Source organism: Variovorax sp. P4_B11 (genome assembly GCF_056402355.1).
Genome location: NZ_JBFUHO010000001.1, coordinates 250,892 through 270,356 on the forward strand (window position 1 = coordinate 250,892; position 19,465 = coordinate 270,356).

Consider the following 19,465-nt stretch of genomic DNA (forward strand, 5'->3'; position numbering starts at 1 on the left):
CTACGTATTCTTCTTGCGCGAGGTGTCGAGCAGCACGGCGCCGACGATGATCACGCCCTTGATCACCTGCTGGTAGTAAGACGAGACACCCAGCAGATTCAAGCCGTTGTTGATGACGCCGATCAGCAGTGCGCCGAGCAGGGTGCCTGCCAGCGATCCGGTGCCGCCCGAAAGACTGGTGCCGCCGATGACCACCGCGGCGATCGCGTCGAGCTCGTACGAGATGCCGGCCTGGGGCAGCGCGGCCGTGGTTCTGGCGGCGAGCAGGATACCGGCCAGTCCGGCCAGCAGCCCGCTCACCGCGTAGACCGCGAACACCACCTTGCGGGTGCCGATGCCGCTGGTCTTGGCGCTCTTCACGTTGCCGCCGACCGCATAGATGTAGCGCCCGTAGATGGTGTAGCGCAGCACGAACCAGAAGACGCCGATGACCGCCGCGAAGATCAGGATCGGCAAAGGCACGCCGCCGACGCGGGCGTCGCCGATCGCGAGGAAGGCGGGCGGCAGGTCGGAGACCGGCATGCCGTCGTTGAAGATGTAGGTGAAGCCGCGCGCCGCGCTGAGCATGCCCAGCGTCGCGACGAAGGGCGGCACGGAGAAGTGTGCGATGAGCAGGCCATTGACTGCGCCCAGCGACAGGCCGACTCCGAGCCCCGCGAGCACGCTGGCGGTCACGCCATAGGAGCCGCCGCTCGCGACCAGCCAGGCGCTGACGATGCCCGAGAAGGCCAGGATGGCGCCGACCGACAGGTCGATGCCGCCGGTGAGCACCACGTAGGTCATGCCGACGGCCAGGATGCCGTTGATGGAGGTCTGGCGCAGGATGTCGGCCCAGTTGCCCCAGGTCATGAAGAACTCGTTGGCGAAGGACAGCGCGATGCAGACCCCGAGCAGGGCGGCGAGGATGCCGTAGCGGGCGTAGAGCTCGCGCAGGCTCAGCGCATCGCGGCTGGCGCCGGTGGGCAAGGAGAGGGTGTTGTGGGTCATCACGAGGCCAGGTGAAGCAGTTGCTCTTGAGTGGCGTGGTCGGCGTCGACGACGGCAACCAGGCAACCCGCCTTGAAGATCGCGATGCGGTCGCTGACATCCAGGACTTCCTGGGCCTCCGACGACACCAGCAGCACCGCGCCGCCGGACTGTGCGAACGCGTCCAGCAGGCGATAGACCTCCTGCTTGGCGCCTTCGTCGATGCCCCGCGTCGGCTCGTCGCACATCAGGCACATCGGCGCTGTCGAGAAGCAGCGCGCGAGCACCACCTTCTGCTGATTGCCGCCGCTCATGGACGAGACCGGCAGCTCGGTCGAGCGGGTCTTCATGCGCATGCGCTCGACCATCGTCGTCACCAGCTTGCGGGCTTCGTCGGTGTGGACCAGCGACAGCGTCGTCATGCGCCGGTAGGCCGACAGCGCGATGTTCATGGCGATGGAGCTGGTCAGGACGAGCCCGGTCTCCTTGCGGTCCTCGGTGACCAGGGAGAGCCCGGCCGCGATGCTGCGCGAAGGGCTTCCCGTCGCGAGCCTCCTGCTGCATAGCTTGATCTCGCCATGCTGCGGCTTGCTCAGGCCGTAGATGCAGTTGAGGAACTCGCTGCGTCCCGCGCCCATCAGGCCGTAGATCCCCAGCACCTCGTTCTTGTGGACGGTCAGCGAGATGTCCGAGAACTCTCCGTGGCGCCCCAGCGCGATGGTCTGGAGCACCGGCGCGCCGGGCGCGCGGCGTGCCTTTTCGGCCGGCTTCAGCGTCCGGCCGACGATGGTGCTGACCAGGTGGTTGCGGTCGATGTCGCCGATCAGGCCGCTCTCGACGAAGGCGCCGTCGCGGAACACCGTGTAGCGATCGGCGATTCGGAAGATCTCCGACAGCCGATGCGATACGTAGACGATGCCGGCGCCATGGGCGGTGAGGCTGCGAATGGCATCGAACAGCACCTCGGTCTCGCGCTCGCCGATGGCCGAGGTCGGCTCGTCCATGATGATGATCTCGCTGTCGTGGCTGAAGGCCTTGGCGATCTCGACCAACTGGGTTTGCGCCAAGCTCAGGCGGTGCATCGGTGCGCGCGGGTCGATGTCGAAGGCCAGGCGATCCATCAAGGCACCGGCGATCGCGAAGAGGCGCGCGTAGTCCACGACGACGCCGAGGCGCCGGGGCTCGCGGCCGAGATAGATGTTCTCGGCGACGCTCATGCCCGGAATCGGCGAGAGCTCCTGCGTGATGATCGAGATGCGCGCGCGCAGCGCGTCGTCGGGTCCCTGGAAGTCGACCAGCTGGTCCCTGACCCGGACGCTGCCGCCGTCCCGCCGCAGGATGCCCATGAGGATGTTGAGGAAGGTCGACTTGCCCGCGCCGTTGCCGCCGCACAGGGCGTGGACGCTGCCCCGTTCCAGCGTGAGGCGGCCGTCGATGAGGGCTGGTACGCCGCCGAAGCGCTTGGCAACCCCTTCGGCCTTGAGCAGGGGGGTGTTCATGGGGCGTCCGCCTGCGCGGCGCGGATGCCGGCCACCTTGTTGGCCGAGATGGCCATGCCGATGCCGGTTCCGCAGAGCAGGATCGCTCGCTCATGCTTGCCGTTGGCGACCGCTTCGGCGACCGCGATGCCGATGTCCGGGTAGAGCGCGTCTTCCTCACCGTGGGTGCCGAAGTCGGTGAGTTGATGGCCTTGCGCGCGCAGGTGCGCCATCAGCAAGGTCTTGAGCCCCGAAGCCGCGCCGTCGCAGCCGATCGCCACATTCATTTTTCTTGTCTCCCTGGTCGCTCGACCGTGATCGATGGATGGGTGCGAGCGAAATGGAGTATTGCTTTCTTTGATCTATTGTCAATACGTAGATCAAATGATCATTGAAATTGATAAAGATATATGAATATTTGCCTTGATATCTGGAGAAATGCCGATGAAATAGAGAATTAGTCTGACATGTCCTTGTTTTGAAATGATCATTTGTACAACTAATGACTCTTTGATCAAGATAGTGCCTGGGATTCGCCGCTTCGGCACAAACAAGGGGCCACATGGCCGGCAGCCGTATCGGGGGGGGCTGGCGGCGCACCGTCGCGCAGTGCGTGCGTTGCGTGACAACCCCAGAGTCGTCCACCAACGCGAACTGCCGGAGCCCGGAAAGGAAACGATGACGTGGCTTCAGTGCCGCGCGGCGACGAGGGCCGGGGGCAAGGCCAACTTCGTCATCGCGCCCGGAACGGGCGCCGCCGCCAAGCTGCTTCAGCTGGTGGAAGCAAAGGGCGTCGAGGTTTTGCTCACTTGACAGCCTGGGGGCGCTGGTCGGTCGCCGACTCGGCCAGCGAAAGGATGTGGCCCACGCGAGGATCCCCCCGACCCGCCAGAACTTCGTTGTAGGCAGCTTGCACTTCGGCCGCGCCCTGGTGCCGCGCGACCCGCAGCCATGGTGCCTGCGCATCCCCAACCCGCGCAATGAATGCATGCCACGCCTGGACCATCCGCTGCCCGAAGGTCTCGCCACCCCACTCGGCGGTCCGCTTCTTGATCTGCGCCGGCGCGAAGAAGAGGGTCGCGCGAGGCCCCGGCAGATCCTTGCCGGACCCGCTGGCCGCCAGCTGGTCGACGTGCGTGCCGCCGATCGATGCGCTGTGCTTCAGGTTCGTGAAGCGGGTGTGAATCGCCCGCCGCAGCGCCCCGTTGCCCGCGAAGTCGACGTAGACGCAGGGCGTGTCGGCCGCCACCTGGTCGAGTTCCTCGTAGGCCAGCACCCGGTGGTAGCAGCCCAGGCTCTCGCAGAAGGCCTTGTTGGCGGCCGAGGTCAGGCCGATCACCTCGATGCCCTCGCGCTGCGCCAGTTGGAAAGCCGTGCCGTAGGCGGTCTTGCTCGATGCGCTGGACAGCAGCGCGGCACCCGGACGGGCGCCGAAGAAATCGTTGTCGTCGAGGAAGTCGTCGATCAGCCACGAGGTGATGAACAGCGGCCGCAGCAGCGCCTGGATGTCCTCGGTGCCGGCGGTGTAGAGCGGATCGGACTTGCAGCGGAAGTACTGGTTGTAGACCGCGGGCAGGGCGCTGCGGTGCGCCGCGGCGTCGGTGAAGCGTTCGGGCGAGAGCCGTGAGGGCGTCAGCACCGCGGCCGAGGCCATCGGGAAGTAGCCGTACAGCCGCTCGCCCACCGCGACCCCCGGATGCAGCGAGTGCGACACGGTCGCGAAACCCCATACCGGGATGCTGCCCCAGCCCTCCTCGCCGCTCGGGAAGAACTGCCAGTAGCTCATCGCCTCGCCGAAGGCGGCATAGGTGATGTTGTTCGACGTGAGTGCGAAGCTGTCGATGCGTACGCGCACCTGCCCGTCGGCCAGCCGCTCGTCGGCGCTGCTGCGCAGGCGGGTGGAAGTCAGGTCGTCCTTGCGGATCAGCAATAGTTCTGTGCTCATCCAGAAACATTAGCGCAGACCTGCGTCGAGCGCATGAAGAAAAGCCCGGCCGCCGTCGCGCAGGCGACGCCGGGCCGGGCTGGCGCTATCGGTCGATCAGGCGATCGACAGTTCGACGTCGATGTTGCCGCGGGTGGCGTTCGAGTACGGGCAGACCTGGTGCGCGGTCTCGACCAGCAGCTTCTTCTGCGCGTCGTCGAGGCCCGGCAGCGTGATCGCGAGCTTGACCGCGATGCCGTAGGCCTTGCCTTCGTTGATCGGGCCGAGCGAAACGCTGGAGTCGATGGCGACGTCGTCCGGCACCTTGACGCTGATCTTCGGACCGACGGCCTTCATGGCGCCGATGAAGCAGGCGGCGTAGCCGACCGCGAACAGCTGCTCGGGGTTCGTGCCCGGCTTGCCCGAGCCGGGCGGGCTGAGCTTGACGTCGATCGCGCCGTCGCTGGACTTGCCGGCGCCGTCGCGGCCGCCGATGGTGTGGGCTTGGGCGGTGTAGAGAACCTTGTCGAGCTTGGTGGTCATGGTGATTCCTTTGCAGTGGTGGAGGGAGGAGGGAAACGGAAAAGTGGCGCTGGCCTCAAGCGGCCTTCTTGACGCGGTCGCGCAAGGACTGGATCTGCTTGGTCAGCGAAATGAGTTCGGGCACCGAGCACTCCGAGGCGGAAATCAGGCAGCCCGGCACGTCGGCGGCGCGCGCCTTGAGCTTTCGGCCTGCGGCCGTGAGATTCACATGCACGCGGCGCTCGTCGGCGACGTCGCGGATGCGCGCCACCAGGCCATTGGCCTCGAGCCGCTTGAGCAGCGGCGTCAGCGTGCCCGAGTCGAGCGACAGCCGCTCGCCGACTTCGGAGACCGTGAGCCCGTCGTGCTCCCATAGCACCAGCAGCACCAGGTACTGCGGGTAGGTGAGGCCGAGCTTCTCGAGCAGCGGCTTGTACAGCCGCGTCATCGCGAGCGAGGCGGAATACACCGCGAAGCAGAGCTGGTTGTCCAGCTTCAGCAGGTCGTCGGTGGGGATCGTTGCGGCGGGCATGGAGCGAAGTATAGCGAGCAATTGAATTGTGCGCAATACAATTTGGCGCCGCAGGGTCTTTCCTGCTTCGGCCTCCGCCAGGGGGCCGAAGCCGCTGCGTCAACGGCCGCTGAAGCGCGCGGGCCGGCGTTCGACGAAGGAGCGCACGCCTTCGGCCGCGTCCTTGCTGTTCGCGAGGCGCTGCTGCACCGGGATGAACTCCTCGACCGCCGCCAGCGGCCCCTGTTCGATCGCCTTGATGACGTTGAGCCGGGTCGCGACCACCGCCAGCGGCGCCTGGGCCGCGATCCGCTGCGCGATGCGCAGCGCCTCGTCGAACTCCTGGCCGGCCGGCACCACCCGCTGCACGAAGTTGAGGCGGAAGGCCTCGGCACTGTCGAACTCGTCGGCCGTGAGCAGGTGCAGCATCGCGTTGCCGAGGCCCGCGCGCTCGGCCATCCGCAGCGTCGCGCCGCCGGTGGCCATGATGCCGCGCTGCACCTCCATCTGCGAGAAACGGCAGTTGTCGGCCGCCACCACGATGTCGGCGCCGAGCATCAGCTCGATGCCGACCGTGAAGCAGATGCCCTTGACCGCCACCACCATCGGCTTGGTGCGCCGGCGGTAGCCGGCCATGCCGAAGTCGTGCGGCTCGACCAGCCCCTGCGGGACCGCCTTCTCGCCGCGCCGCATGTACTCGGCCACGGCCGGCAGGTCCAGGCCGGCCGTGAAATGATCCCCGAAGGCGTGCAGCACGCCCACGCGCAGCCCGGGGTCGTCGTCGAGCCGGGTGTAGGCCTCGGCGAGCTGCCTGAACATCGGCGGCGTCCAGCCGTTGCGCTTGGCGGGCCGGTTGATGCCGATCAGCAGCACGTGGTCGAGCACCTGGGTGTCGATGCAGCCTTCGGCGGGCGGGTGGGTCGGTGTGGTGGTCATCGGGCTTGTCTCCTTCTCTGATCTTGTCGGCGTATCAGTAGCTGTACACGCCGCGCTGGGTCTTGCGGCCGAGCTGACCGGCCGCGACCATTTCCTTCAGCAGCGGGCACGGGCGATACTTCGAGTCGCCGAACTGATCGAGGTAGACCTCCATCACCGCCAGGCAGACGTCGAGCCCGATCATGTCGGCCAGCGCCAGCGGGCCGATCGGCTGGTTGCAGCCGAGCTTCATGCCGGCGTCGATGTCCTCGGCGGTGGCGACGCCTTCGGCCAGCACGAAGAAGGCCTCGTTGATCATCGGCACCAGGATGCGATTCACCACGAAGCCCGGCGAGTTCTTCACCGTGATCGGCGACTTGCCGAGCTTCACCGCCAGCTCCTTCACGGCGTCGTGCGTCGCGTCGCTGGTCAGGTAGCCGCGGATGATCTCGACCAGCGCCATCATCGGCACCGGGTTGAAGAAATGCATGCCGATGAAGCGGTCGGCGCGCGAGGTCGCGGCGGCCAGCTGCGTGATCGAGATCGACGAAGTGTTCGACGCAATGATCACCTCGGGCGCCAGCAGCGCATCGACCTGCTGGAGGATCTTGAGCTTGAGCGCGTGGTTCTCGGTCGCGGCCTCGATCACCAGCTGGGCCGACTTCAGGTCGTCGTAGTTCGTCGAGCCCTTGATCAGCGCCAGCGCGGCGTCCTTCTGGGCCGCCGTGAGCTTGTCCTTCTTGATCAGGCGGTCGAGGCTGCCCGCCACCGTGGCGACGCCCTTGTCGACCGCGGCCTGCGCGATGTCGACCATGACCACGTTGACGCCTGCGACAGCGCAGGCCTGGGCGATGCCGTTGCCCATCGTGCCCGCGCCAATGATGCCGACCGTCTGGATTGCCATGAGAAATGCTCCTTGAACTGAAGAATGAAAGAGGAGGGCGCCGCCCGCGGACGACATCCCGTGGCGGAGATTGTGGAACAGAGCGCGGCCGCCCGCGTTGCCGTCCGTGACAGTGCCGAATGCGGCGCGAGTGATTTAAAGTGCCGCGTTCATCCTCCCCGCCACGAACCGACCCATGACCACCCTCGGCACGCCCCTTTCCCCTACCGCCACCCGCGTGATGCTGCTCGGCTCCGGCGAGCTCGGCAAGGAGGTGCTGATCGCCCTCCAGCGCCTCGGCGTCGAGACCATCGCGGTCGACCGCTACGACAACGCGCCCGGCCAGCAGGTCGCGCACCACGCCCGCACCATCACCATGAGCGACCCGAACCAGCTGAAGGCGCTGATCGAGGCCGAGAAGCCGCAGCTGGTGGTGCCCGAGATCGAGGCCATCGCGACGCCGATGCTGCAGCAGCTGGAGGACGCCGGCGTGGTGCGCGTCATTCCGACCGCACGGGCGGCCCGCCTCACGATGGACCGCGAGGGCATCCGCCGGCTGGCCGCCGAGACGCTGGGCGTGCCGACCAGCCCGTACAAGTTCTGCGATTCACTGGCCGAGTTGCAAGCCGCGATCGACGCGGGCATCGGCTATCCCTGCATCGTCAAGCCCGTGATGAGCAGCTCGGGCAAGGGCCAGAGCAAGATCGACGGCCCGGCCGATGTGCGCAAGGCCTGGGACTACGCCATGGCCGGCGGCCGGGTCAGCCACGGCCGGGTGATCGTCGAGGGCTTCATCGACTTCGACTACGAGATCACGCTGCTGACCGTGCGCTCCCTCGACGGCACCGGCGTGGTGCGGACGCAGTTCTGCGAGCCGATCGGCCACGTGCAGGTGAGCGGCGACTATGTCGAGAGCTGGCAGCCGCACCCGATGGCGCCCGCCGCCCTGCAGAAGGCGCAGCAGATCGCGCAGGCCGTGACCGCCGACCTCGGCGGCCAGGGCCTGTTCGGCGTCGAGCTGTTCGTCAAGGGCGAGCAGGTCTGGTTCAGCGAAGTCAGCCCGCGGCCGCACGACACCGGCATGGTGACGATGGCGACCCAGTGGCAGAACGAGTTCGAGCTGCATGCCCGGGCGATCCTCGGGCTGCCGGTCGACACCACGCTCAAGAGCCCGGGCGCCAGTGCCGTGGTCTACGGCGGCGTCGATGCCACCGGCATCGTCTTCGACGGCGTGGCCGAAGCGCTGGCGGTGCCGGGCGTCGACCTGCGGCTGTTCGGCAAGCCCGAGAGCTTCACGAAGCGGCGCATGGGCGTGGCGCTGGCGCATGCGGCCGACATCGACACCGCGCGCCGCAACGCCAAGGAAGCGGCCTCGCGCGTGAAGCCAAGACAAGCCTGATCTTCTCCATTGTCGGAGCCACTCTGATGCTGCATCCCCAAGCCCAGGCCTTCATCGACCTCCTCGTGCAGCGCGGCGTGCCGCCGACGCACACGCTGACGCCGGCCGACGCCCGCAAGTTCTACCGCGAGCGGCGGGCCCTGACGCAGCCCGATCCCGGCGAGGTGGCCGAGGTGCGCGAACTTCGGGCCGAGGCGCCGCAGGGCGCGATCCCGATGCGGCTCTACCGGCCCCTGGGCGCCGCGGCCCCTGCCGTCCTGCCGGTGCTGGTGTACTACCACGGCGGCGGCTGGACCATCGGCGACCTCGACACCCACGACACGCTGTGCCGCGAGCTCTGCAACCTGTCGGGCTGCGCCGTGGTGGCGGTCGACTACCGCATGGGCCCCGAGCATCGCTTTCCGGCGGCGGTCGACGATGTGCTCGCGGCCACGCGCTGGGTTCGCCGGCAGGCTGGGGCACTCGGCGTCGATCCCGGCCGCCTCGCGGTCGGCGGCGACAGCGCCGGCGGCAACCTGGCGGCCGTGGCCGCGATCGCGGCCCGCGACGCCGGCGACCTGCCCATCGCCTACCAGCTGCTCATCTATCCGGCGACCGACATGCGCCGCGTCCATCCCTCGCATGTCAGCAACGGCCAGGGCTACGTGCTGACCGCCGACACGATCCGCTATTTCCACGACCAGTACATCACCGATGCGGCGCACGACCTCGACTGGCGCGCCTCGCCGCTGCTGCGCGAGGACCTCGCGGGCCTGCCGCCGGCCCTGGTGCTGACCGCCGGCTACGACCCGCTGCGCGACGAAGGCCTGGACTATGCGCGCGCGCTCACCGCCGCCGGCAACCGCACGAGCTACATCTGCTTCGAACGCCAGATCCACGGCTTCATCACGATGGGCCGGCTGCTCGACGAGGCCAACGCCGCCGTCTCGATGTGCGCCGCCGAATTGCGCCGGGCCCTCCGACCCTGACCCCCACGCTTCCCCACTGCGTGTGGGTCGCTGCCCCCCGAGGGGGCGCAGGCCGCCTTGGGGCGGCCCGGCGGCGGCCTAAGGGAAAGTCCCCGCGTCATCGCCGACACGACCGGCGCCGTCCACTCTACGATCAGTCGATGTCGACGCCGGCCGCGGTCCGTCCGTCGACGAGCGGAGGAGACGGCATTGGTCAGCAGGCAAGCGAAGCACACGCCGCGCGGCGATCACCGCGACGAGCGCCTCATGTGGATCACCTCGCAGCGCGTGTTCTACGCCGGCCTGCTGGGCGCAGCCACGGAGCGCAGCATGGGCGGACACGGCGTCTATCTTTCGCCCGTCGGTGCGGTGCTGCGGATTCGCATCGGCGGCGGCGCCTGGCAGAGCGGCGAGCTGATGGTGGTACCGCCCCTGGTGCCGCACCAGATCGAGACCGAGCACCGCAGCATCCTGAATCTGCTGGTCGAACCCGAATTCGTCGACCCGGCCCGCTTGCCGGATTTCCTCCGGCACTGCGGGCCAGCCGATGCGCCGGCCTTCGTGCAGCGCGTGCGCGACGTGCACGTGCAACTGGCCGAGGCCTCGGGACGCGAGAGCTTCGACCGCTTCGATTTCGACACGCTGTTCTTCGGTGCGCCGCTGGCGTCGCGGCCGCTCGACGCCCGCATCCGCGAGGTGATCGAATGCATCAACGCCGATCCGGCGGCGCCCACCTCGGCCGAGCAATGCGCCGCCTCGGTGGGGCTCTCGTTCTCCCGCTTCCTGCATCTGTTCAAGCAGGAGACCGGCCTGACCTTCCGCGCCTTCCGGGCCTGGAAGCGCGCCCGCAGCCTGCTGCGCCATGTGCGCCAGAGCAGCACGCTGACCGACATCGCGCTCGACACCGGCTATCCCGACTCGACCCATTTCAGCCACTCGATCCGGCAGGTCTACGGCCTGCGTCCCAGCGACATCCTGGCCGGATCGCGGCGGCTCGCCGTGCACCAATGAAGCGCGCGCGGAGCGCCGCGTGAAGAAGCCGATGCGGGACAACCCTCTGCGTCGCGGGGGCGAGTCACCGCTATAAACCGCGAAACCCGAACGAGACCTACTTGCAAATACTTCAGCTCCTGCTCTCGGGCATCGCACAAGGCTGCATCTATGGCCTGATCGCTCTGGGCTTCGTGCTGATCTACAAGGCCACCGAGACCGTGAGCTTCGCGCAGGGCGAGCTCATGATGGTCGGCGCCTTCTGCGCCTTCGCCGGCATGTCGCTGTTCGGGCTGCCCTTCTGGCTGGCCGCGCTGCTGGCGGTGGCGGCGATGGTCGCCCTCGGCGTGCTGCTCGAACTGGTCGTGATCCGTCCGATCCTGGGCCAGCCACAGTTCTCGATCGTGATGCTGACCATCGGCATCGGCTACGTGGCGCGCGGGCTGGTCACGATGATCCCGGGCATCGGCACCGAGACCCACACGCTGCCGGTGCCCTACAAGGACCAGATCTGGAAGCTCGGCGAACTGGTCGTCAACCTCGAGCAGCTGGCCATCATCGTCGCCACTGCAGTGCTCTGCGGCCTGCTGTTCGCGATGTTCCGCTACAGCAAGCTCGGCATCGCGATGCAGGCCTCGTCGCAGAACCAGCTCGCGGCCTACTACATGGGCATTCCGGTGAAGCGCCTCAACGGACTGGTGTGGGGACTGGCCGCGGCGGTGGCGGCGATCGCCGGCATGCTGCTGGCGCCGATCACCTTCGTGCACGCCAACATGGGCTTCATCGGCCTCAAGGCCTTTCCGGCCGCGGTGGTGGGCGGCTTCGGCAGCCTGCCGGGCGCGATCGTCGGCGGCCTGGCGATCGGCATCGTCGAATCGTTCGCGGGCTTCTACCTGCCCGACGGCTTCAAGGACACGGCGCCCTACATCGTGGTGCTTGTGATGCTGATGGTGAAGCCCAACGGCCTCTTTGGCGAAAAACTGCGCAAGAAAGTCTAGGCCGTTCTTCATGCGCTACATCTTCAAGACCAGCTACACGCAGGACATCGATCTCGCCAAGCACGGCGGCCACGTGTTCTGGTACAGCCTGCTCGGCGTGGCGCTGATCGCGGCGCCGTGGGTGGTGCCCGAGTACTGGCTGGCGCAGCTGACCTTCGTGCTGATCTACGGCATCGTCGGCCTCGGCCTGATGCTGCTGGCCGGCTTCACGGGCCAGTTCTCGATCGGCCACGCGGCCTTCCTCGGCACCGGGGCCTACACGCAGGCGGTGCTGAGCAACATGGGGGTGCCGTTCCCGATCGCGCTGGTCGCGGCCGCGGCGCTGTCGGCGGCGGTCGGCGTGGTGGTGGCGTTGCCGGCCCTGCGCGTCAAGGGCATCTACCTCGGCATCGCGACGCTGGCCTTCGGCTTCATCGTCGAGGAGGTGTTCGCGCGCTGGGAGAGCGTCACCGGCGGCAACTCGGGGCTGCACGTGAAGCCGGCGAGCCTGTTCGGCTGGGAGCTGAACTCGAGCGAGAGCTTCTACCTGGTGTGCCTGGTCATCGCGGTGCTGTGCACGCTGGCCATCCTGAACCTGCTGCGCTCGCCCACCGGCCGCGCCTTCGTCGCCATTCGCGATTCCGAGATCTCGGCGCAGAGCATGGGCATCCACCTGGCGCGCTACAAGACGATGTCCTTCGCGATCTCGGCCGCGCTGGCCGGGCTCGGCGGCGCGCTGTACGCCCACAAGCTGAGCTTCATTTCGCCCGACCAGTTCAACATCCTGCAGTCGATCGACCTGCTGCTGCTGGTGGTGATCGGCGGGCTGGGCTCGGTGCATGGCGCCTTCCTGGGCGCGATCTTCCTGATCGCGATGCCGCAGCTGATCGCGTCGGCCAAGGACTGGCTGCCGGCCGCGATCGGCCAGGCGCCGGGCCTGCAGGGCCTGGTCTACGGCCTGGTGCTGATCGCCTTCGTGCTGTTCGAGCCGCTCGGCCTCTACGGGCGATGGCTCAAGGTGCGCACCTGGCTGCAGCTGTTCCCGTTCTATCGCCGTGGCCTGTTCAAGCGGCAGAAGTCGTTCACCAAATCGGACCGCTTGAGATGAGCGCCGACATCCTGCTTTCCGCCAAGGACCTGAGCGTGCGCTTCGGCGGCGTGCTGGCGGTCAACAAGGTCAGCTTCGAGGTTCGCCGCGGCGAGGTCTTCACGCTGATCGGTCCCAACGGCGCCGGCAAGACCACGGTGTTCAACCTGATCAGCCGCATCTACACGCCGACCACCGGCGAGATCGTCTGGCATGGCGGCGCTGCGCCGCTGGCGCTGACCGAGCAGGCGCCGCACGAGATCGCGGCGCTCGGCATTGCGCGCACCTTCCAGAACATCGAGCTGTTCGAACATGCGACCGTGCTGCACAACCTGCTGATCGGCCGCCACACGCACCGCCAGACCGGCTTCTGGAGCGAGCTGTTCTTCACCTCCGCCACCCGCCGCGCCGAGATCCAGGCGCGCGAGAAGGCCGAGCAGGTGATCGACCTGCTCGACCTGCAGCACCACCGCGATTCGATGGTCGCGGGGCTGCCCTATGGCGTACGCAAGGTGGTCGAGCTGGCGCGCGCGCTGTGCACCGAGCCCAAGCTGCTGTTGCTGGACGAACCGTCGTCTGGATTGAACATGGAGGAGACCGCCGACATGGCGTTCTGGATCCAGGACATCCAGCAGGAGCTCGGCATCTCGGTGCTGATGGTGGAGCACGACATGTCGCTGGTGTCGAAGGTGTCGGACCGGGTGTTGGCGATGAACATGGGGGAGGCGCTGGCTTCGGGGACGCCTTTGGAGGTGCAGTCGGATGTGCGCGTGGTCGAGGCGTACCTGGGGACGGTGGATGACGTGAGCAGCTTGCGGAGGGGTGCTTGATGTCTTCTTCTTTGTCTTTGGGACGGGCGCCCGGCACGCGGTACGGGCCGAACGACCCCACTGCGCCGGCCCTTCGGGCTCCCTTGCGCTGCTCGCCTTTCGCGGGGTCTCGCTCAAACTCGCCTTCGGCTCAGACAGTCGCGAGCCCTGATCCGCGAAAGGCTGCGCTGCTCAGCGGCGCAGAGGGGATCGCCCGTCCCGCACCGCATGCCGGGCTTCGGGGGTGTGCGAGCAGCCCCTGCGCTTCCGGCTTTGCAATGCAACCCCAACCTGTCCACGGCGGTGGGCGGTATGCCCTGGGCCGGCCGTTGAGGCACCGCCGAGCAGCGCAGCGGTACGCGGATCAGGGCTCGCGACTGTTTGAGCGAAGCGAGTTTGAGCGAGACCCCGCGTACCGCGAGCAGCGCAGGGCAGCCGCGAAGCGGCCGGTGACGTCGGCCGGCCCAGGGCATACCGCCCGCCGCCGCCACCCCGGACGTGAAGGACGAGCGTCATGACCGACACCGTCCTCCAGCTCCTCAACGTCGAGAGCGCCTACGGCCCCATCAAGGCCATCCGCGGCGTCAGCCTCAAGGTGCGCGCCGGCGAGATCGCCACGGTGCTCGGCTCCAACGGCGCCGGCAAGACCACCATCCTCAAGACCATCTCGGGCATCATCGACCCGCGCAAGGGCAGCATCGAGTTCAAGGGCAGGAACATCACGGCGCAGGATCCGGCCCACATCGTCCAGCAGGGCCTCAGCCATGTGCCGGAAGGCCGCGAAGTCTTCCCGCTGCTGTCGGTCAAGGACAACCTCCTGATGGGCGCCTACACCCGCAAAGACCGCGACGGCGTCGCCCGCGACATCGAGACCGTGTTCGGCTACTTCCCGATCCTCAGGGAGCGCGCCACGCAGGACGCCGGCCTGCTCTCGGGCGGCCAGCAGCAGATGCTGGCCATCTCGCGCGCGATCATGGCCGCGCCGCACCTGATCCTGCTCGACGAGCCCAGCCTCGGCCTCTCGCCCAAGCTCACCAAGGAAATCTTCGAGATCGTGGTGCGCATCAACCGCGAGCGCGGCACCACCATCCTCTTGGTCGAGCAGAACGCCAACATGGCGCTCAATGCCTCCGACTACGGCTACGTGCTCGAGAACGGCCGCATCGTCATGGAAGACACCTGCGAGCGGCTGCGCGAGAAAGAGGACATCAAGGAGTTCTACCTCGGCCTCAAGGACGACGGCGTGCGCGGCGAGCGGCGCTGGAAGAAGAAGAAGACCTGGAGATGAGCCAAGCCATGCACGCCAAGGCACCTGCCGGCCTCTGGGACCTGGGCCGTATCCAGCCGCGCACCGACATCGTGGTCCCGGGGGAGACCATGCCCGAGATGTTCTGGAACGCGGCCCGCCTGCGCGGCGACAGCGTCTGGATGCGGCAGAAAAAGCTCGGCATCTGGCGCAGCTGGACCTGGAAGCAGACCGCCGACGCGGTGGCCGAGATCGCCGGTGGCCTGATGGCGATCGGCTTCGCGCCGCACGAATGCGCGTCGATCCTGTCGAATACGGTCATCGAATGGGTGCTGTGCGATCTCGCGGTGCTCAGTTGCGGCGGCGTGGCCAACGGCATCTACCCGACCGATGCCGCCTCGCAGGTGCACTACCTCTGCGAGGACTCACGCACCACCGTGCTCTTCGTCGAGGACGACGAGCAGCTCGACAAGGCGCTCGAGGTCCGCGCCGGCCTGCCGCTGCTGCGCAAGATCGTGGTCTTCGACATGGAAGGCCTGCGCGACCTGCACGATGCCGACGTCATCAGCCTGGACGCCCTGCGCGCGCTCGGCCGCGACTACATCAAGGCCCATCCGCAGCAGCTCGAGCAGCGCGTCGCCGGCTGCCGGCCCGAGGACCTGGCCATCCTGGTCTACACCTCGGGCACCACCGGCAAGCCCAAGGGCGCGATGCACAGCCACCGCGGCCTGGTCTACACGACGCGCGGCTACAACACGCTGGTGGCGCAGGACGAGCACGACGAGCGCATGTGCTTCCTGCCGCTGTGCCACATCGCCGAGCGCATGGGCGGCGAGTACTTCGCGATGTACACCGGCTCGATCCTCAACTTCGTCGAGAACCCCGAGACCGTGCCCGAGAACGTGCGCGAGATCGCGCCCACCGTGTTCACCGCGGTGCCGCGCGTGTGGGAGAAGTTCTATTCGGGCGTGATGATCGCGCTCAAGGAAGCCAGCCGCGTGCAGCAGGCGGCCTATGCGTGGAGCATCGGCGTCGGCACCCGGATCGCCGATCGCGTGCTGGCCGGGCAGCCGGTCGGCGCTGTACTGCGCCTCAAGTTCCGCATCGCGCGCTGGCTGGCCCTGGACAACGTGCGCAAGCTGATCGGCATCCACCGCGCCCGCTTCCTCGTCACCGGCGCGGCGCCGATCTCGCCCGAGCTCGTGAAGTGGTACCTCGCGCTCGGCGTGCCGATGCTGGAGGTCTGGGGCATGACCGAATCCTGCGGCGCCGCCACCGGCGTGCCGGCGGCGCGCATCAAGCCGGGCGCCATCGGTCCGGCCGCGGGCTACAACGAGGTGCGGCTGGATCCCGCTACGGGCGAGATCCTGGTGCGCGGCACCAATGTCTTCATGGGCTACCTGAATCTGCCCGAGAAGACCGCCGAGACCATCGACGCCGAGGGCTGGCTGCACACCGGCGACGTCGGCACGGTCGACGCGGAGGGGTATTTCCGCATCACCGACCGCATGAAGGACATCATCATCACGGCAGGCGGCAAGAACATCACGCCGAGCGAGCTCGAGAACGAGCTCAAGTTCAGCCCCTACATCACCGACGCGGTGGTGATCGGCGATGCAAAGCCCTACCTCAGCGTGATCATCATGATCGACCAGGAGAACGTCGAGAAATTCGCCCAGGACCACGACGTGCCCTTCAGCAACTACCAGAGCCTGACGCGCGCGCAGGAGGTCCAGGACCTGATCCAGGCCGAACTCGATCGCGTCAATGCCAAGTTCGCGCGGGTCGAGCAGATCAAGAAGTTCTTCCTGCTCGAGACCCAGCTCAGCGCCGAGGACGAGGAACTGACCCCGACCATGAAGCTCAAGCGCAAGCTGGTGCAGGCCAAGTACGCCGATCGCATCGACGCCATGTACGCGTAGCCCATTCATTCGACCACCTAGAGGAGACAACCGTATGAAGACCCAGACACTGTTCCCCCTGGCCGCCGCGGCCGGTCTCGCGCTGGGCGCCGGCCTGGCCAGCGCGCAGCAGCAGGGCGTGAGCAAGGACGAGATCCGCATCGGCACGATCCAGGACCTCTCCGGCCCGCTGGCCGGCTTCGGCAAGCAGTCGCGCAACGGCATGCAGCTTGCGGTGGACGAGCTCAACGAGCAGGGCAGCGTGCATGGCCGCAAGCTCAAGCTGTTCGTCGAGGACTCGGGCTACGACCCCAAGAAGGCGGTGCTGGCGGCGCAGAAGCTGGTCAACCAGGAAAAGATCTTCATCATGGCGGGCCACATCGGCACCGCCCAGAACATGGCGGCGATGCCGGTGCAGTTCGAGAAGAACATCGTCAATTTCTTCCCGATCACGGCGGCGCGCGAGATGTACGAGCCGCTCAACCGGCTCAAGTATTCCTTCGCCGCGACCTACTACGACCAGATCCGCGTGGCGCTGCCGAGGATGATCAAGGACAAGGGCGCCAAGAAGGTCTGCACCATCTACCAGGACGACGAATTCGGCCTGGAGGTGCAGCGCGGCGCCGAGGCCGGCCTCAAGGCCGCGGGCATGGAACTGGCCGAGAAGACCTCCTTCAAGCGCGGCGCCACCGACTTCTCGTCCCAGGTCGCCAAGATGAAGGCCGCCAACTGCGACCTGGTGGTGCTCGGCACCATCATCCGCGAGACCATCGGCACCGTCGGCGAGGCGCGCAAGACCGGCTTCAACCCGACCTTCCTGGGCTCCAGCGCGGCCTACACCGACCTGATCCACAAGCTCGGCGGCAAGCCGATGGACGGCATCTACGCCACCATGACGGTGCAGAACCCCTACACCGACGAGCAGTCCCAGCCGCTGCGCTTTTGGGCCAACAAGTACAAGACCAAGTTCAACGAGGACCCGACCGTGTTCTCGGTCTACGGCTACATGATCGTGCAGTCCTTCATCCAGGCAGCGAACAAGGCCGGCCCGAACCTGACGACCGACAGCTTCATCAAGGCCATGGACAGCAGCACCTTCGAGCCCGACATGTTCGGCAGCTCGAAGATGACCTTCAGCGCCACCAAGCGGCTCGGCAACGACCAGTCGCGCCTGTCGCAGATCGTCGACGGCAAGTGGAAGGTGGTGTCGGATTACCTGGCGCCGTAGATGTCGCTCGCCCCCAGGTTGCCCGCACTCCGTGTCGGGCGCCCACCCCCTACCGGGGGCGCCGTCCACGGCCCGGCGAAGCCGGTTCCGTGACGGCCCACGAACAGGCGCGCTACGCGCAACCGAAGAACAGGCGAACCGCCGCTCTCCGGCCGACGCCTATTCCTCTACAAAAGCTTCTTCCCGCTTTGCCTTGATCGACGGCAGCAAGACGATCCCCAGCAGCAGGCAGGCCGCGACCAGCAGCCCGGCCGACAGCGGACGCGTCACGAACACGCTCCAGGTGCCGCGCGACAGGAGCAGCGCGCGGCGCAGGTTCTCTTCCATCATCGGCCCGAGGATGAAACCCAGCAGCAGCGGCGCCGGCTCGGTCCTGAGCTTGATGAACAAATAGCCGATGAAGCCGAAGGCCGCCACCATCCAGATGTCGAAGGTGTTGTTGTTGGTCGAGTACACGCCGATCGCGCAGAACAGCACGATCGCCGGGAACAGGAACTTGTAGGGCACCGTCAGCAGCTTGATCCACATGCCGATCAGCGGCAGGTTCAGGATGATCAGCATCGCGTTGCCGATCCACATCGAGGCGATCAGGCCCCAGAACAGCTCGGGGTTGCTGGTCATGACCTGCGGGCCGGGCTGGATGTTGTGGATCGTCATCGCGCCGACCATCAGCGCCATCACGGCGTTCGGCGGAATGCCCAAGGTCAGCAGCGGGATGAAGGAGGTCTGGGCGCCGGCGTTGTTGGCCGACTCGGGCGATGCCACGCCGCGGATGTTGCCCTTGCCGAAGGGTACTTCGCCGGGCCGCATGCGGATCTTCTTTTCCAGCGCATAGGCCGCGAACGAAGCCAGCAGCGCACCGCCGCCGGGCAGGATGCCGAGCGCGGAGCCCAGCGCCGTGCCGCGCAGCACCGCGGGCGTCATGCGCTTGAAGTCGTCCTTGGTCGGCCACAGGCCCTTGACCTCGGAGGTGAACACCTCGCGTTCCTCGTCGGGCTGCGAGAGGTTGCCGATGATTTCGCCGTAGCCGAATACGCCCATGGCGATCACCACGAAGCCGATGCCGTCCGTGAGTTCGGGGATGTCGAAGCTGAAACGCGCCACGCCCGAGTTGACGTCGGTGCCGACGATGCCGAGCAGCAGGCCCAGCACGATCATCGCGACCGCCTTGAGCAGCGAGCCCGAAGCCAGCACCACGGCGCCGATCAGGCCCAGCACCATCAGCGAGAAATATTCGGCCGGGCCGAACTTGAAGGCCAGCTCGGTCAGCGGCGGCGCGAAGGCGGCCAGGATCAGCGTGCCGACGCAGCCGGCGAAGAAGGAGCCCAGGCCGGCCGCGGCCAGCGCGGGCCCCGCGCGTCCCTGCCGCGCCATCTGGTAGCCGTCGATGCAGGTCACGACCGAGGACGATTCGCCCGGCAGGTTGACCAGGATGGCGGTGGTGGAGCCGCCGTACTGGGCGCCGTAGTAGATGCCGGCCAGCATGATCAGCGCGGAGACCGGCGGCAGCGCGTAGGTCGCCGGCAGCAGCATCGCGATGGTGGCGACCGGGCCGATGCCCGGCAGCACGCCGATCAGCGTGCCCAGGATACAGCCGACCAGGCAGTACAGCAGGTTGGTAAAGGTGAAGGCGACGCCGAAGCCGATCGCGAGGTTGTGGAACAGTTCCATGGCGAAAGGTC

General features: G+C 67.3%; 18 protein-coding genes and 1 pseudogene. 10 read left to right on the forward strand and 9 right to left on the reverse strand.

The window, feature by feature from the left end; translation table 11 throughout:
- The 3 genes and pseudogenes from AC1DYD_RS01330 to AC1DYD_RS01340 form a co-directional block, all read right to left on the reverse strand.
- Positions 1-987, reverse strand: a complete 987-nt coding sequence (locus tag AC1DYD_RS01330) for an ABC transporter permease (protein WP_478170934.1) — start codon at positions 985-987, stop codon at positions 1-3.
- Positions 987-2,465: a sugar ABC transporter ATP-binding protein gene (locus AC1DYD_RS01335; protein ID WP_478170935.1), complete on the reverse strand. Its 1,479-nt coding sequence runs from the start codon at positions 2,463-2,465 to the stop codon at positions 987-989. Before AC1DYD_RS01335 ends, AC1DYD_RS01330 begins: the two co-directional genes overlap by 1 nt.
- 11 nt (positions 2,466-2,476) lie before the next feature.
- Positions 2,477-2,731: pseudogene (locus AC1DYD_RS01340) on the reverse strand (RpiB/LacA/LacB family sugar-phosphate isomerase); the annotation flags it as partial.
- A gap of 331 nt (positions 2,732-3,062) precedes the next feature.
- Between AC1DYD_RS01340 and AC1DYD_RS01345 the strand changes: the two are divergent.
- Positions 3,063-3,257: a hypothetical protein gene (locus AC1DYD_RS01345; RefSeq protein ID WP_478170936.1), complete on the forward strand. Its 195-nt coding sequence runs from the start codon at positions 3,063-3,065 to the stop codon at positions 3,255-3,257.
- Here AC1DYD_RS01345 and AC1DYD_RS01350 read toward each other — a convergent pair.
- The 5 genes from AC1DYD_RS01350 to AC1DYD_RS01370 all read right to left on the reverse strand — a co-directional run bounded on the left by AC1DYD_RS01350 (position 3,250) and on the right by AC1DYD_RS01370 (position 7,220).
- Positions 3,250-4,389 (reverse strand): DUF2855 family protein, encoded by a 1,140-nt coding sequence (locus AC1DYD_RS01350; RefSeq protein ID WP_478170937.1) that lies wholly within the window; start codon positions 4,387-4,389, stop codon positions 3,250-3,252. The two genes, AC1DYD_RS01345 and AC1DYD_RS01350, sit on opposite strands and share 8 nt — an antisense overlap.
- A 96-nt stretch (positions 4,390-4,485) precedes the next feature.
- Positions 4,486-4,911 (reverse strand): organic hydroperoxide resistance protein, encoded by a 426-nt coding sequence (locus AC1DYD_RS01355; RefSeq protein WP_478170938.1) that lies wholly within the window; start codon positions 4,909-4,911, stop codon positions 4,486-4,488.
- A gap of 55 nt (positions 4,912-4,966) precedes the next feature.
- Entirely contained in the window at positions 4,967-5,422 is a 456-nt protein-coding gene (locus AC1DYD_RS01360) for a MarR family winged helix-turn-helix transcriptional regulator (RefSeq protein WP_478170939.1), read from the reverse strand.
- Positions 5,423-5,521: 99 nt separating this feature from the next.
- A complete protein-coding gene (locus tag AC1DYD_RS01365) occupies positions 5,522-6,337 on the reverse strand; it encodes a crotonase/enoyl-CoA hydratase family protein (protein ID WP_478170940.1) in 816 nt (271 codons plus the stop codon).
- Between the two features lie 34 nt (positions 6,338-6,371).
- Positions 6,372-7,220, reverse strand: coding sequence for a 3-hydroxybutyryl-CoA dehydrogenase (locus AC1DYD_RS01370; RefSeq protein ID WP_478170941.1), 849 nt, complete (start codon positions 7,218-7,220; stop codon positions 6,372-6,374).
- Positions 7,221-7,395: 175 nt separating this feature from the next.
- On the opposite strand from AC1DYD_RS01370, the gene purT reads away from it, so the two are divergent.
- From purT to AC1DYD_RS01415, 9 genes are all read left to right on the forward strand, one after another.
- On the forward strand, positions 7,396-8,598 hold the full coding sequence (purT, locus tag AC1DYD_RS01375) for a formate-dependent phosphoribosylglycinamide formyltransferase (protein ID WP_478170942.1): 1,203 nt from the start codon (positions 7,396-7,398) through the stop codon (positions 8,596-8,598).
- Positions 8,599-8,624: 26 nt separating this feature from the next.
- Positions 8,625-9,566, forward strand: coding sequence for an alpha/beta hydrolase (locus AC1DYD_RS01380; RefSeq protein WP_478170943.1), 942 nt, complete (start codon positions 8,625-8,627; stop codon positions 9,564-9,566).
- A gap of 246 nt (positions 9,567-9,812) precedes the next feature.
- Positions 9,813-10,556, forward strand: a complete 744-nt coding sequence (locus AC1DYD_RS01385) for a helix-turn-helix transcriptional regulator (protein WP_478171097.1) — start codon at positions 9,813-9,815, stop codon at positions 10,554-10,556.
- Between the two features lie 101 nt (positions 10,557-10,657).
- Positions 10,658-11,533, forward strand: coding sequence for a branched-chain amino acid ABC transporter permease (locus AC1DYD_RS01390; RefSeq protein WP_478170944.1), 876 nt, complete (start codon positions 10,658-10,660; stop codon positions 11,531-11,533).
- Between the two features lie 10 nt (positions 11,534-11,543).
- Complete coding sequence (locus AC1DYD_RS01395; protein ID WP_478170945.1) at positions 11,544-12,620, forward strand: branched-chain amino acid ABC transporter permease; 1,077 nt, start codon at positions 11,544-11,546, stop codon at positions 12,618-12,620.
- Positions 12,617-13,429, forward strand: coding sequence for an ABC transporter ATP-binding protein (locus AC1DYD_RS01400; protein WP_478170946.1), 813 nt, complete (start codon positions 12,617-12,619; stop codon positions 13,427-13,429). The genes AC1DYD_RS01395 and AC1DYD_RS01400 overlap by 4 nt, the downstream gene beginning before the upstream one ends.
- A 493-nt stretch (positions 13,430-13,922) precedes the next feature.
- On the forward strand, positions 13,923-14,696 hold the full coding sequence (locus AC1DYD_RS01405) for an ABC transporter ATP-binding protein (RefSeq protein WP_478170947.1): 774 nt from the start codon (positions 13,923-13,925) through the stop codon (positions 14,694-14,696).
- Positions 14,693-16,576, forward strand: a complete 1,884-nt coding sequence (locus AC1DYD_RS01410; protein ID WP_478170948.1) for an AMP-dependent synthetase/ligase — start codon at positions 14,693-14,695, stop codon at positions 16,574-16,576. Before AC1DYD_RS01405 ends, AC1DYD_RS01410 begins: the two co-directional genes overlap by 4 nt.
- 34 nt (positions 16,577-16,610) lie before the next feature.
- Entirely contained in the window at positions 16,611-17,783 is a 1,173-nt protein-coding gene (locus AC1DYD_RS01415; RefSeq protein ID WP_478170949.1) for an ABC transporter substrate-binding protein, read from the forward strand.
- A gap of 159 nt (positions 17,784-17,942) precedes the next feature.
- Here AC1DYD_RS01415 and AC1DYD_RS01420 read toward each other — a convergent pair whose 3' ends face one another.
- Complete coding sequence (locus AC1DYD_RS01420; RefSeq protein WP_478094625.1) at positions 17,943-19,454, reverse strand: tripartite tricarboxylate transporter permease; 1,512 nt, start codon at positions 19,452-19,454, stop codon at positions 17,943-17,945.
- Positions 19,455-19,465: the final 11 nt, after the last annotated feature.

Coding starts and splice junctions, on each gene's coding strand:
- AC1DYD_RS01350 (WP_478170937.1), bottom strand. CDS start 4,389: ATGAGCACAGAACTATTGCTGATCCGCAAGGACGACCTGACTTCCACC.
- AC1DYD_RS01410 (WP_478170948.1), top strand. CDS start 14,693: ATGAGCCAAGCCATGCACGCCAAGGCACCTGCCGGCCTCTGGGACCTG.
- AC1DYD_RS01405 (WP_478170947.1), top strand. CDS start 13,923: ATGACCGACACCGTCCTCCAGCTCCTCAACGTCGAGAGCGCCTACGGC.
- AC1DYD_RS01365 (WP_478170940.1), bottom strand. CDS start 6,337: ATGACCACCACACCGACCCACCCGCCCGCCGAAGGCTGCATCGACACC.
- AC1DYD_RS01335 (WP_478170935.1), bottom strand. CDS start 2,465: ATGAACACCCCCCTGCTCAAGGCCGAAGGGGTTGCCAAGCGCTTCGGC.
- AC1DYD_RS01370 (WP_478170941.1), bottom strand. CDS start 7,220: ATGGCAATCCAGACGGTCGGCATCATTGGCGCGGGCACGATGGGCAAC.
- AC1DYD_RS01380 (WP_478170943.1), top strand. CDS start 8,625: ATGCTGCATCCCCAAGCCCAGGCCTTCATCGACCTCCTCGTGCAGCGC.
- AC1DYD_RS01355 (WP_478170938.1), bottom strand. CDS start 4,911: ATGACCACCAAGCTCGACAAGGTTCTCTACACCGCCCAAGCCCACACC.
- purT (WP_478170942.1), top strand. CDS start 7,396: ATGACCACCCTCGGCACGCCCCTTTCCCCTACCGCCACCCGCGTGATG.
- AC1DYD_RS01360 (WP_478170939.1), bottom strand. CDS start 5,422: ATGCCCGCCGCAACGATCCCCACCGACGACCTGCTGAAGCTGGACAAC.
- AC1DYD_RS01400 (WP_478170946.1), top strand. CDS start 12,617: ATGAGCGCCGACATCCTGCTTTCCGCCAAGGACCTGAGCGTGCGCTTC.
- AC1DYD_RS01420 (WP_478094625.1), bottom strand. CDS start 19,454: ATGGAACTGTTCCACAACCTCGCGATCGGCTTCGGCGTCGCCTTCACC.
- AC1DYD_RS01385 (WP_478171097.1), top strand. CDS start 9,813: ATGTGGATCACCTCGCAGCGCGTGTTCTACGCCGGCCTGCTGGGCGCA.
- AC1DYD_RS01395 (WP_478170945.1), top strand. CDS start 11,544: ATGCGCTACATCTTCAAGACCAGCTACACGCAGGACATCGATCTCGCC.
- AC1DYD_RS01330 (WP_478170934.1), bottom strand. CDS start 987: ATGACCCACAACACCCTCTCCTTGCCCACCGGCGCCAGCCGCGATGCG.
- AC1DYD_RS01415 (WP_478170949.1), top strand. CDS start 16,611: ATGAAGACCCAGACACTGTTCCCCCTGGCCGCCGCGGCCGGTCTCGCG.